Here is a 13072-nt window from a genome sequence, read left to right on the forward strand (position 1 = left end):
GGCACTTACGGCCGGACGTAGTCGCTGCGGGCTTCCAGGCCCTCCCTGGAGAGGGTGAAGTTCTGCTGGAACGAGCCCGGGCGCAGGTTGTGCGTGACGGACTTGACGTAGTAGTCGCCGTCGTACGCCCGTCCCGAGCCGCGCACGCCGACCAGTTGGCGCGGCTGCAGGATGTAGCCGTGCCGGTTGACGTCCAGCGAGCCGGACCCGGAGACGACGTCGGCGGACACGGCTGCGCGGGCGAGGAGTTCGGCCTCGGCCTGTTCGCGCTGCTGCTTGGCGGTGCCGGAGAGGGTCCTGCGCTTGAGGGCCGGGGTGGGGCGGCGGCCGAGGGGCGGCCGCAGCGGGCTGATCGGCGGCTGCGGCAGCAGGGTGGACTGCCGGGTCCCGGGGTCCTGCCAGCGGGCCTGCGGCTCCTCCCGCGCCGTCCCGTCGTAGGCGAAGGTCAACTGGTCGACGGTCGTATTGGCGTCCATGTTGACGTTGAGGGCGTGCTGACGGATGCCGAGGCGGACTTCCGGCCCCCAACGGGCGGAGGACTGGCCGGGGTTGGGCCCGGGCTCGAGGTAGAAGGTGTAGCCGTTGGCCCGGGCGAGCTCGGTGACGTACTGAAGATCGGTACCCGTCTGGTAGTGCACCCGCAGGTCCTGGTGCGGCGGCTGGGCGATCTTCTCTGCGTACACGTCGGGCCGGATGCCGTAGTCGGAGTACCGGCGCAGGATGGACAGCACGCGCTCGGAGGGCGGCAGGTTGGGGTAACGGGCGGTGCGCTCCTCGAGATCGAGGAGGAGGGTGAGGTCCTCGCCGGTGACGGTGAGGGTGGAGTGCCCGGGCTGGTTGCTGGCGCCGACCTCCTGCCGGACGACGAGCCCGTCGAAGAGCACGTCGGGAGTCCCGCGCACGCTCACGGTGACGATGATCCGGGTCTTGGGATCGAAGAACCCCTCGGGCAGGAGCCGCCGGTTGATGATTCCGTTCTTCGTCAGATCGAAGGCAAGCTGAAATCCGCTGCGCTCACCGGCCGTTGCGGTGATCTGCGCGGACAGCAGCGCCTCGGTCACCTCGGCCGGGACGGGCCGGGCGAGCTTCGGCCCCATGAGGAGCGTGATGTGGACGGGGCCCTGCCCCACGGGCTGCTCAGACACGCCGGTGTCCCCCGGACTCGGGGACGTCGACGATCCGGCCGGCCTCGTCCGTCAACTCACGTGGATCGAGTACGGGGTTGGCGTCGGCGATCCGCCACCACTGACCGGGGTCGCCGAAGAACCGCTGGGCGAGCAGATCGGGCCGCTCGCCGGCGCCGACGACGTGTTCCTGCGTCTCCAGCGCGTCGAGCGGGGGCAGCAACCGGCGCTTGGCGTAACGCACTTCGGTCCCGTCGGGCTGTCGATGGACCCCGATCTCGACGTCGTGGTAGCGACTCGTGCGCGGGTAGGGGTGGGCGCCGGGTATCGCGCCCAGGGCGCTCTCGTAGGACTCGATGTCGGCCATGGTGGTGTTCCTCAGCCCCTTCCGCTCAGTACGTCTGCTCCCGGCAGCCCGAGGGCGCCGAGACTGCCGCCGCGCGCTGCCGCGGCGAGGCGTTCCTTCTGCGCGAGGTGGGCCATGTAGAGGTCGGCACCGCGGTGCCCCGCGGGAAGATCACTGACGGTGAGGATCTTCATGCCGATCCCGAGCGAGGCGCGGATCGGATTGAGATTCACGTCGAAGGCGGACTCGTTCACGGACAGCTCGGTGAGCCGCACGGGCATGACCCGCTTGCTCCCCCAGGTGAACAGCGTCAACGGCATCTCGATCGGGCTGATCTCGATGGTCCCGTTCTGCGCCAGCCGGCTGGCGGCGCGCAGCTGCGCCGTGGTCGGCTGCACGAGCATCTCGAGGGTGGCGAGCTGCGGGTGGATCCCGTCGGGCGCCGCGATCTCGAGCTGGTCGGTCGCATCGATCTCGGCGGTGAACTTCCAGGTCTCCTCGGCGGGACCCTTGAGCCGGAGAGCCTCGTTTCTGTCCCCGCCGCCGTTGCCTCCGGCGCCGGAATCACCGCTGTCCCCGGCGGACTGGGGGGCGATGCTGCGCTCCAGGGTGTCGGGGTTGAACTGGAGGACGATGACTCGTTGGGGGGTGCCACGGTCGGGGTCCACTACGACCAGGCCGGAGCGGATGGGTTTGGGGATGTCTGCGTAGCGGGTCACTGCCGCTTCTCCGATCGAGTACGGGCTGCTGCTGTCACGGGCCTTGCACCCCTTGCGCATCAAAGCCGGCGAGAATCGAGGCCGCGTCGGCGCGCAGCTTCTCCTCCGGGTCGTTCCGCACCGTGGCTTCGAGGAGCGGGCGGTACTGCGGCCACGGCGAGTAGGCCGTGGCCCACACGGCGGCTTCCCGAACCCATCTGTCGGAGCTTTCGAACGCTTCCCGGATCCGGGTGAAGAAGTGCTCGTCATAGCGGTCGGGGGCACCGAGGCCGGCCCGGATCACCGCTCGGGCACGAGCCAGTGCGTCTTCGGCCTGCTCGATCGACGACAGCAGTGCCCTGGGCTGCCAGGGCATGAGCTCGTCGAGGACGACGTCCAGGGTCTCTTCGAACGTCTCCTTGTCCTCGCTCACCAGCACGGCATAGGCGTTGTGCGACACAGGGTCCTCGGCATACGTGAGGGAGGTACCGGGCCCGACGGCCCAGAGGATCTGACGCGCCCCGTCCTCGGTTACCTCTTCGACGCGCTGCCATCCCTGTTCCTCGGCAAGCTCCTCCACCGCCTCGTCCTGGGGTGAACGGCCCAGGACCAGGCGGTCCGACCGGTGATGAGTCGAATTCACGGCCTTGCTCCTTGTAGTTGCTGCCCATGCCATGGGGCTGATCGACTGCGGACACTATGACATCCCATAGACCCGCCGTATCCGCGCCCTTATCTGTTCGAAGATCTGCTGCTCAATCTTCTGGGCATCCTGCTCGGTGTCCACATTCAGATTTCCGGTGTAGCTGATCCATTGTTGGACAGCCCGGATTTCACGCTCCATCATCTCTCTGCCGAACCGTCCTCCGGGGCCTTGCTCGGTTCCCCTTCCTTGCCCCGCGCGCCGGAGGTATCGGTTCAGTTGGTTCGCTGCGGGAACGGCGCCTCCCCGGTACGCCGTGTTTCCGCGCCGGTTCGTGTATTCCTCGCGAGTCAGCGCCATGGGCATGTCGGTCAGCGCTTCCCTGAAGTCCTGTCCAGCCTGGGCCGACTGGAACGTCATGGCTGCGGTGGCCACGGCGGACGGATTCCGGTGGCCCTCCTGCACAACCGTCAGGACGGCCAGGAAGGAGGCGAGTTCGCTGTTCTCACGCCTCGCGCGCTTACCCCGGAAGTACTTGATGACATCGCTCGCGACTTGCGGGCCCTCACCGCTGGCCTTGACGGCCTGGCCGATGGCGTCGTAGTCGAGCTGATCCCTGACTTCCTTGCCGCCACGCAACATCTTCACGATTTTGTTGGTGAGCGATTTCCCGAACGCTCCTTGCTGTCGTGCAACGCCCGCGCGCTCGAAGTCCACACCGGTCACCGCACCGTTCTCCTCGACGGGAGAAGGCTGGTCCTCGAAAGAAAGAATTTCTTTCTTACCAGGCCCGGCGAAACTCATCTTGCGCGCGAAGGCGAGAACTGCCGGCATCCGAACCCGAGTGGGGATGGAGTAGGTCGGAATTTCCCGGGTATTCCCCGCCTCGTCTCGCGAACCGGGTGTCGGTGCTGTCTCCCTGATCCGGCCGACCGTACCTCTCGTCGAGTTCTCCTCGATGATTTCGTCAGAGATACGGCGCAGCTCGATCAGAAGGCGATCCCGATCCACCTCGACGCCGTCCTGGATCTGGACCTGCGGGTTCAGCCTCGCATCGATGGTGAACCGTCCCGCGCCCACCCGAGCCAGATCGGTGAGTCGGTACCACACGCGCATGGCCGCAAGAGCAGCCCTCAACGGAGCGTCGGGGACACCGCGTTTGAGCAGAGCGGTCACCCGGGGCCGGAGACTAGCGGCGATCTTGCTGAGCCGTGCCTCCTTCGACTCCTTGGACTTCTCGTCCTTCTTCCGCTGGTCCTGTTTGCGCCTCTTCTGCTCCTGCTGCCGTCGCTTGTGGTCGCGCAGCTGGTCCTTCTTCTTCTTGAAGTAGTTCCGCAGCTTCGACGCACCGTTCTTCAGCGCCTTGCCGACCTTCGACTTCTTCAGTTTCCGGCCGAGTGTCTTCGCCGCGTTGCCGACCTTCTTGAGGGCGGACTTGACCGCGCCCTTGGCCTTCGAGAGGGCCTTGCCCACCGGGGACTTGGGCTTCTTGGGCTTGGTCGGCTTGGGGCCCTCGATCTCCTTCTGCTTCTTCTTCGGCGCGGACTCGGGCGTCTTGTCCTTGGCGGGACCCTGTTCCTTGTCCGGGGTCCTGTCCTTCTCGGGCGTCCTGTCCTTCGCCGGATCCCGCTCCGGCGTCCTGTCCGTGCCCGGTTCCTCAGCCCTGTCCTTCGGCTTCGTCTCCGCCCCGTCCGGCTTCTTCGCCGGCCCCTTCGGCGTCGCGTGGTCCTTCGGCTTCACCGGGGACTTCGGTTCCGGTGTCGGCCTGCCCTTCGGTCGTTCGGCGGTGCCGGGCCTGGACAGGGCCTGCCTCGCGTTGCGCAGCGCCCCCCGCGCCGAGTTCACCGCCGACCCCGCCGCCTTCTTCGCCCCGCCCCCGACCTTCTTCAGGCCCTCCATGATCTTCTGGGCCATGCCCTTGAGGCGCTTGCCGACGCCCTTTGTCGCCGAAGACAGCTTCTGGAGAAGGAAGTTGGTGATGAAGTCCAGGAGGGCCACGACACCCGCCGCGACCGCCTCCGCGAACAGGCACGCCGCCGGGCCCGCCTTGACCGCCTTGAGGTAGGCCCAGAACTTTCCGAACGCCGACAGGATCGAGCTGACGGTCGACCAGGCCGCCATCAGGCCCTGGACGATGGTGAGGATCGCCCCTGCCGCCGGGACGATCATCGAGACGACCTTCTCGATGACCAGCGACGCGATCATCATCGGGAGCGAGGCGACTATCGCGTCCCATGCCATCTTGCCGATCTGTTTGATCGAGACGCAGCCCTTGACCAGGACGTCGATGACCGTCTTGCCGAGGCCGAGGATGCCCTCGACCTTGGTGTCGAACCACTGCTTGACCGCCACCTTGATGGCGCCCCAGAGATGGTCCGTGATGCCGGTCTTCGCCGAGCTGCCGGCCTTCGAGATCCAGCCGCCCGGGTCCGGTGCGATGTCGGCGACCAGCGCCGCGAACTTCCCCAGCGCCTCGATCGCCGCCTGCGCGAACTTGATCGCCCCGACGATGACGGCCTGGTAGGCCTTGATGACCGCCTTGACGCCCGCTTCGAGGACGTCCAGGAGTTTGTTCAGGCCTGCGGCCAGTGCGTCCAGCAGTGAGTTGACCGCCTTTTTCAGGCCGTCCGCCAGCTGGTTCACCGTCGCGATCGCCGCGTCCCGCAGGCCCTCGATGGCCTTGCGGAAGCGGTCGCGGAGTTCGGGGAAGGCCGCCAGGAGCGTGTCGCCGAGCGCGATCAGGACGTCGGCGAGCGCGTTGATCGCCTTGACGGCCAGATCCCGTACGAAGTCGATGGCCTGGTTGGCCCACTCCTTGAACTTGTCGATGATGCCGTTGACCGCCTTGCGGGCGGCGTCGAAGACCGCGGTGACCGCCGCGAGCAGGCCCTTGAAGAAGTCGGCGACCTTGTCGGCGATCCAGCCGAGCAGGCCTCCGGAGGGCTTCTGCTCCTCCTTCTTCTTCTGGGCCTCCTTCTCGGCGTTCTCCCGCTCGGTGTCGATCGAGGCGTTGTCCTTGTCCTTGCGCTCGCCGACTTCCTTGTCCTTGTCGTCGCGCGCCTTGACGATCTCCTTGTTCTTCTTGCCGTGTTCGTCGTCGGACTGTTTGTCCGCGTCCTCGATCTTCCTGTCCTGCTCGTTCCGCCAGTCCTCGCGCTGCTTCTGCGTCTCCTGGGCGACCCGGCCGCGTTCCGAAGTCTGCTGTGCCGTGTTCTGCTCGACCTCGCGGTCGATCTCGGCCTGCTTGTCCTGCTTGGCCTGCTGCTCGCTCTGCTGGTGTTCCTTGTCCTTCGCGTCGAGGTCGCCCTGCGCCTTGCCCGCGCCGGCGGTGATCTCGCCGCCCTTCTCCTGCTTGGCGACCGCGCCGACGCCGGCCTTCGGGGCAGGCGTGGCCTCGAGGCCCCCCGCCTTGCCGCCGCCCGCACCGCCGGAGGCCTTGCCCCGCAGCTGCTCCCCGGGGGCGTTCGGGAAGATCTGGTCCTCGCCGAGCGGCTTCGCCGCGTCGTCGCGACCCGTCGACTGCAGGTCGGACTGCTTGTCCTTGAGCGCCTTCGCCTGGTCGTCGGTGCGCGTCGGGTCGCTGGCGCCCTCGAGGCGGATCTTGGGCGCCGGGCCGACCGTCTTGTTCTCGAGCTCGGGGTCGGTGGTCGGGACGGCGTCGGCCGCGGCCTCGACGTTCTTCGCCTCCGCCTCGCTGAGTCCCTTGTCGGGCACGGCGGGGGCGGGCGGCGGCGCCACGTCGGCCGTGGGCTGCTTGCCCTCTGCCTTGTCGCCGCCCTTGGCCTTCTGCTTGTCGCCCTGGTCCTCCGGGCCGATCCGCTCCACCTTGCCGGTGACCCGAGCCGCGGCCGGCGCGGCCTCGGGCGGTGCCGAACGCGTCTGGGGCGCCCCCGAAGGACGTTCCCGCGTGGGCGGCGCCGCATCCAGCCGCTGCTGCTCCTCGCCGATCTTCTTGTCGGCGGCCCGGTCGACCCCGGGCATGGCGGCGGCCGCCTGGTCCGGTGCCAGCTTGCTCACGGTGGCCACGGCCGCCTTGGGGTCCTGCCCCGAGACGTCCGGCGGCTCCTCCTGCTTCTGCTCGGGCGCGGCCTCGCCACCGCCGCCCCCGCAACTGCCCTGCCCGCCCTCGTCCTTCTCGGGCGCGGGCGCCGGCGGTGCACAGCCGCCGCCGTCCTTCTCCAGCGAGGCCTCGGGCCGGGGCGCGTCGCTCTCCGCCGTCTGTCCCGGCGTGTCGGTCTGCTCGGCGGCCGGGCTCACCGCCGCCTGCGCGGCGGACGGCGCGGCACCGGGACCGGCGGCGGTCGTCGGCCCGGTGGTCTTCTCGGCGGCTCCCACAGGTCCGCGCGGCGCGGCGCCGGGCCCGCTCTCCTTGGGCACCCGGCTCTTGGCGGGCGGCGCCTCGCGCTCGGACCTGGGCGGTTCGGCACCGCGCCGGGCGGCGGGCGAGGGGTCGCGGTCCTCGACCGGCGTCCTGGGCGTCTGCGCACCGGCGGGCCGGGACACGGCCGCCGCGACCGGGGTCACGACGGAGGGCGCCGGGGACGCGGCAGTCGTACGGGACTCCGTGGCCTTACGCTCCCGCTGTTCCCTCTGCTCCTCCTGCGCGTCCTTGGCGTCCGGCTTCTCGTCGTCGTCGGCCTGGGAATCCTCGGAGGACTCCGGCTCCCTGGTGTGTTCCTTCTCCTGCTGCTGCTCGGGGTCGGGCTTCTCGGCCTCGGGTTCGGGCCGGTCCTTGTCCTGGGTCGCGAGGTCCGGGCCGACCTCCTGGTCGAGGGGCTTCTCCGTCTCCTGGAGGTCCTTGGTGCCCCGGTCCCGGGCCTGCGCGGCGGGCCCGTTCTCGGGCTGCGGCGCCTCGCCCTCGACGGGTCCCTCGTCCTGGCCGGGGGCCTTCTGCTCGGGTCCGGCGTCGTCCTCGTCCTGCTCCTGGTCCCGCTTCTCCCGCTCCTGCTCGGTCTTCTCTGCCTTCGTCGGCGGCGGGGTCGGGAAGGAGGGCAACGACGGCTCGGCGGCGCCCGGTTGAAGCTTGTCCGCGGTCGCCACGGCGGACAGGTCGAGGTCGGCCTCGGGCAGGTAGTCCTCGGGCTTGATCTCGAGCTCGTGTTCGGCGCCCGGCGCCCGGTCGCCGTCGTCCTCGCCGCCGGCGACCTCCTGGTCGGCGCCCGCCTCGAGGCCCAACGGCCGTTCCTCCTCGCGGAGTTCGGGCTCGGCGCCGCCGTCCTCGTCCTTGTCGTTGAGCCCGTGCTCGGACAGCGCCGAGTCGGGCTGCTCGGCGCGTTCGTCGACCTTTTCGGGGCGTACGGGGCCGGGCTGGGCTTTCTGCTTCGGGTCCGGTTCCTCGCGCCTGGAGCCGGCCGCGGGCTGCGTCTGGTCGTCCTGCCGCTTGCGCTTGTCGGCGCCGGGCGCGCTCGCCTGCTTCGGGTCGGCCTCCTCGCGCTCGCGCTGCTCCTTGCGCTCCTCCTTGGCCTGTTCGGTGCCCTGCTGCTGCCCCTGGGCGCGTTCGTCGGCGGCCTGGTCGGTGCGGTCGCGGTCGGCGGCGGCCTGCTCGTCCCCCTGCTGTTCCTCCTCCTTGTCGTGCTGCCGGGAGGCGTTGCGCTCGTCCTCCTGCTCGGTGCGCTGGGCGGCCTCCTGCTGCTCGGTGGCCGCGTCCGAACGGGCCCGGCTGCGGTCGCTGCCGCTCTTCTCGTCGCGGGACCTGGCGTCCTTCTGCTCCTCGCGGGCGTCGGCGGCACGCCGGTCGGCCGAACCGCGGTCCGACTCCTGCTTCTTCTTCCACTGCACACGCTCGACGCCGAGCTCTTCGAAGAGGTCGACCTCGGGCAACCGGGCTTCGGCGGGCTGGAGTTCGACCGGACCCGGGCGGGCCTGGTCGGCGATCTCCAGAAGCCGGTCGTACTCGGGCGTCAGCAGCCGGTTCTCCAGCCGCTCGACGACCGCGTCCTCCAACTCCTCCGACATCCGGCCGAGTTGGAGCCGTACCCGGCCGGAGGCGTCGGTCGGGTCGCCGCGCAGGGAGCGCAGCACATTGCCCGCGAGCCGGTCCACGAGGGTCGCCGGGTCCACGGCCTCGGCGCGCATCCGGTCGGCGTCGACGGTGGCGTACCGCAGCCAGCCGGGAGTGGCCTGCCCCTCCTCGACCTGCGGGGCCTCCGAAGCAACATCGGGCTGTACGAGGGCCCGGGCCGCCGCCTCCGCCTCCCGTTCCACGGCCTGCTGCGGCAGGCTCACGGCGCCCAGCTCGCGGCCGGCCCGCAGCGCGCCGAGGCCGTGCGGGTTCTGCACGGTGTGCTGGAGCTCGTGGGTGAGCAGGCGCCGGCCCTCGTCGGTGCCGGGCCGGAAGGCGCCCTCGCGGAAGAAGACGTCCTGGCCGACGGCGACCGCGTCCGCGCCGAGCAGCTCGGTCAGCTGCCCGGCGTCCCGGCCGGTGTGCAGCCGTACGCGACCGAGGTCGTGGCCGAGCTGTTCCTCCAACTCCCGTCGCAGACCGGGGTCGAGGGGCTGTCCGGCGCCGCTGACGATGTTCTTCGGGTCGGGGGTACGGGACTTGGCGGCCCGCTCCTTGCGCTTGCGGCGGCGCTGCTCGGCCGACTGCTCGGAACTCGACTCCTGGGTCTGGGAACTCACCGGCTCACCTCCCCGTGCCCGCTGAGCCCCTCGTGCACGGCACGCGCCAGCTCCTGCCCGAGACGGCGCGCGGACAGCCCGGCGGGCAGGGGCGGCAACCCGGACAGCGCGTCCACGGCCAGTGGGCCGCTCGCGGCCAGGGGCACGCCGTGCAGCCGTACGAGCCGGGTCAGTTCGCTCTCGAAGGCGGCCGAGACCCGCTCCGGGTCGGCGCGGAAGCCGTCCAGTACCAGCTCTCCGATCTCGACGCGGATCGCCGAGGGCTCCCGGTCCCGGGAGAGGTTCACACCCATCCGCGGACCTCCGTCGGCGTCAGCGAGCGCTCCAGCTTCAGGTACTCGGTGCGGGCGGCGGCGAGCATGTGCCGCATCTGCAGCCGGTCGCCCTCCTCGGCGGCGAGGAAGGCCCCGGACAGGGCGATGTTGCGGATCGAGCCGCCGGCGACGGTGAGTTGGGCGAGCAGCGTGGGGTCGATGTCCTTCACCGGGGCCTGCGCCGGCAGGACCCGGCGCCAGATCTCGGCGCGCTCGTGCTCGGCCGGGAAGGGGAAGTCGACGACGAAGCGGATGCGCCGCAGGAACGCCGTGTCGAGGGCGTTCTTCATGTTGGTGGTGAGGACGGCCAGGCCCCGGTAGGCCTCCATCCGCATCAACAGATAGCTGACCTCGAGGTTGGCGTACCGGTCGTGGCTGTCCTTGACCTCGCTGCGCTTGCCGAACAGCGCGTCGGCCTCGTCGAACAGGAGCAGGGCGCCGCCGCGTTCGGCGGCGTCGAAGACCCGGCGGAGGTTCTTCTCCGTCTCGCCGATGTACTTGCTGACGACCTGCGAGAGGTCGATGACGAACAGGTCGAGGCCGAGCTCCTTCGCCATGACCTCGGCGGCCAGCGTCTTTCCGGTGCCGGAGCCGCCCGCGAACATGGCCGTGACGCCCAGCCCGCGACGCAGGGTCGCCCCGAATCCCCACTCCTGGTGGACCGTTGCCCGCTGCCGGACATGCGCGACGATCTCCCGCAGCACGCTCGTCTGCCGCTCGTGGAGTACGAGGTCGCCCCAGCCGGCCTGCGGCTCGATCCGCCGCCCCAGCTCGTCCATGCCGATCCGCGCCTCGTCCAGGCCCGCCCGCCAGGCGAGTCCGGCGGCGTCCAGCTCGTCCTCCTGCGGGAGCCTGCGTCGAACGGTCGCGGCCGCCGAACGCACCACATGCGGCGGCAGCTGGAACTGGGCGACCAGCGACCGCAGTTCACCGTCGTCGAGGTCGGCGACGTCCCCGAACGCCTCGCCCCAGAGCTCGAACTGCTCCTCGTCGTCCAGCAGCGGCACGGCCACTCGTGCGCCGTACGACCGCTCCGTACGCAGCGGGTCCTCGCTCGACACCACCACCGGTACGGCGGCCCCGGCCAGGAACGCCTCGGTCGCCGCCCGTTGGTCGCGGTCCAGCTCGGCCACCTCGACCAGCAGCGCGGCGGGCAGCAGGATCGCCTCGCGCTGCCACAGCCGGGCCAGCCGGTCGCGGTCGGCGGGCTCGGACGGTACGTCCTCGGCGCTCATGGAGTAGAGCCCGAGCCCGGCGCGGGCGGCCGCCGCGGCGGCGATGTCGGCCCGGCTGCGCAGTTCCCCGCCGGTCAGCTCGACGAGCGGTGCGTCGCCGGGCGCCCCCGTCGTCCAGCCCTCGGCGAGCCGGCTCGCGGCCAGGTCGTACGACGGTGTCAGCGCCTGGGGCACCGGGGTGCGGCGCAACTGGCCGTGCAGGCGGGCGTCCAGATAGGGCGAGCCGAGCAGGAAGTGCAGGATGCGCTCGTCGAGCCGCAGCCGGGAGGTCGTGAGCCGCGAGTCGTCGTCCAGTTCGACGATCCGCCAGCGCCTGAGCGGCGCCACGGGCGTGAGGGCACTCCAGTGCGGGTCCGCGAGCGCGGCGAGGGCCAGCGAGAAGGTCGGGTACGCCCGCTCGGGGTCACCGCAGGCTGCGGCGCACCGGGCGGCTGCGGTGGGCTCCAACTCGTGGGCGGCGGCGAGGAGTACGAGGTCGCGCTCGAAGGGGGTGATGCTGAAGCAGGTGACGAGGGCGTCGAGCGGGGCGGTGCCGGGGCCGGGGGCCGCAGAGTCGTGCGCGGCGACAGCGGAGCCGGGCGCGTGGGACATGGAGGCGGCGGCGTCCCCCTCGGCACCGGAGGCCGCGGCATCCGAGCCGTCGGCGCCGCCCCGTGCCCCGGCCACGCGCGCCGCGTGTGCGTCGACGCGGGCCAGGACGCGCCGGATCTCAGCGGTCAGCGTCGCGCCGCCCGCGCCGGTCGCCGCCGGCTCGTGCGCCCCCATGTCCTCACCTGCCCCCGTCGTCGTCATGCCGCCTCAGTTCTCCGTGTCCTTGCCGCCCACCTGGCGCGGCGCGCTCTTACGGGGCTCGGGCTGCGCCGACTTACCCGTCCGGGCAGTGGATTTGCGGGCCCGGGCCGGGGCCTTGGCGACGGTCCTGGCCACGGCCTTGGCAGGTGCCTTCGCGGCCTTCCCGGCACTCGACGGACCGGCCTCCTCGGCGTCCGTCTTCACAACCTCGCCGGGTGCACCGTCAGTTGACGGTGCGTCAGTCCTCGGCCCGGGCCCCGGAGGGACCGGCGCTCCCGGTGCCCCGAACGGCAGCACCCGTACCTCGGGCCGCTCCACGGGCTTGCCCGGCACCGGGCCCTCGCGGCCGTCGATGAAGACGAGCGCCGCCTGGTAGACCACCGACAGCGTGTACGGGGTCTGGTAGAGCATCCCCCACAGCTTCGACGTCTCGTCGACGTCCATCACCGTCGGCGTGAACCGCACCCGCTGCGCCGCCTCGGCGAGATCACTGCCCGCCAGGAAGGGCCGCTCACCGGCCTGTGCGATGACGTCCTTCGGCAGCACCGGGATCTCGTGCAGCGTGCGCACCACGGAGCCGATCAGCCGCTGGCCGACCAGTTCCCGCTCGTCGCCGTACGCACTGATCAAGTAGTGCAGGTCGAGCGCCGCGGCGGGCCGCTTGACCAGCGTGCCGTCGGACGCGCGCGCCGGCAGGTCGTTGTTGCGCTGCGAGGTGTTGGGCGTGACCTGGTACAGGAACACGGAGATGGTGGGCTGTTCGAGCTGCGGATCGGCGGGCGGCTTGCGCGGCTCGACCTTGACGGCCTCGCCGAACTCCGGCCCCACGTTGTTCTCGATCAGCAGGGCGAGAGCCTGGGTGACATGGGCGATGGCAAGTGCGTTGCTCATGACGTCAGTTCCTCGGTTCCTCTCGTACCTGCTGCGGCTTCGTGCGTGCGGCTCACTCGCGCCCCCGGGCCAGGTAGTCCGACAGGCTGACGGTCGCCCCGGCCCGGCCCGGCGCCGCGGTCGTGCGTTGCGGCCCCGGGGCGGCCTGGCCCGCCGTCACCTCCAGCCGCCCGATCTGCACCTGCACCACCTGCTCGGCGGCCCTGGCCGGCCGCCGGGCCGCGGCCTGCCGTACGGCGTCGCGTGCGGCCGCCGTGTCCGCGGCGCTGGGGCGCAGCGCCGCGGACACGGCGGCGGGGGAAGCGGCGGCCGGGGCCCGGGGGGTGGGGCCGGACGCCGCGGCCGGGGGGGGGTCGCGGGGCGGGCGCCCCCGTGCCGCCAAGCGCCGGCCCGCGGCCGCCCGAGGGC

8 protein-coding genes and 1 pseudogene are annotated in these 13072 nt (G+C 71.2%); all 9 read right to left on the minus strand.

Annotated elements, in window-relative coordinates:
- Window positions 1-5: 5 nt before the first annotated feature.
- Window positions 6-1145 (minus strand): hypothetical protein, encoded by a 1140-nt coding sequence (locus ABZ880_RS10720; protein WP_361259919.1) that lies wholly within the window; start codon window positions 1143-1145, stop codon window positions 6-8.
- On the minus strand, window positions 1138-1491 hold the full coding sequence (locus tag ABZ880_RS10725; protein WP_361259921.1) for a hypothetical protein: 354 nt from the start codon (window positions 1489-1491) through the stop codon (window positions 1138-1140). Before ABZ880_RS10725 ends, ABZ880_RS10720 begins: the two co-directional genes overlap by 8 nt.
- An 11-nt stretch (window positions 1492-1502) precedes the next feature.
- Complete coding sequence (locus ABZ880_RS10730) at window positions 1503-2189, minus strand: hypothetical protein (protein ID WP_361259923.1); 687 nt, start codon at window positions 2187-2189, stop codon at window positions 1503-1505.
- Window positions 2190-2223: 34 nt separating this feature from the next.
- Window positions 2224-2811, minus strand: coding sequence for a HEAT repeat domain-containing protein (locus ABZ880_RS10735; RefSeq protein WP_361259925.1), 588 nt, complete (start codon window positions 2809-2811; stop codon window positions 2224-2226).
- A 54-nt stretch (window positions 2812-2865) separates the two neighbouring features.
- A complete protein-coding gene (locus ABZ880_RS10740) occupies window positions 2866-9432 on the minus strand; it encodes a DUF4157 domain-containing protein (RefSeq protein ID WP_361259927.1) in 6567 nt (2188 codons plus the stop codon).
- Entirely contained in the window at window positions 9429-9725 is a 297-nt protein-coding gene (locus tag ABZ880_RS10745; RefSeq protein WP_361259929.1) for a hypothetical protein, read from the minus strand. The genes ABZ880_RS10740 and ABZ880_RS10745 overlap by 4 nt, the downstream gene beginning before the upstream one ends.
- Entirely contained in the window at window positions 9716-11746 is a 2031-nt protein-coding gene (locus tag ABZ880_RS10750) for an ATP-binding protein (protein ID WP_361259959.1), read from the minus strand. The genes ABZ880_RS10745 and ABZ880_RS10750 overlap by 10 nt, the downstream gene beginning before the upstream one ends.
- 33 nt (window positions 11747-11779) lie before the next feature.
- A complete protein-coding gene (locus ABZ880_RS10755; RefSeq protein WP_361259931.1) occupies window positions 11780-12664 on the minus strand; it encodes a DUF4255 domain-containing protein in 885 nt (294 codons plus the stop codon).
- Between the two features lie 52 nt (window positions 12665-12716).
- Window positions 12717-13072, minus strand: a pseudogene (locus ABZ880_RS10760) (hypothetical protein); the annotation flags it as partial.

Source organism: Streptomyces sp. NPDC047043, assembly GCF_040644055.1.
Classification (GTDB): Bacteria; Actinomycetota; Actinomycetes; order Streptomycetales; family Streptomycetaceae; genus Streptomyces.

Coding starts and splice junctions, on each gene's coding strand:
- ABZ880_RS10725 (WP_361259921.1), bottom strand. CDS start 1,491: ATGGCCGACATCGAGTCCTACGAGAGCGCCCTGGGCGCGATACCCGGC.
- ABZ880_RS10745 (WP_361259929.1), bottom strand. CDS start 9,725: ATGGGTGTGAACCTCTCCCGGGACCGGGAGCCCTCGGCGATCCGCGTC.
- ABZ880_RS10750 (WP_361259959.1), bottom strand. CDS start 11,746: ATGGGGGCGCACGAGCCGGCGGCGACCGGCGCGGGCGGCGCGACGCTG.
- ABZ880_RS10755 (WP_361259931.1), bottom strand. CDS start 12,664: ATGAGCAACGCACTTGCCATCGCCCATGTCACCCAGGCTCTCGCCCTG.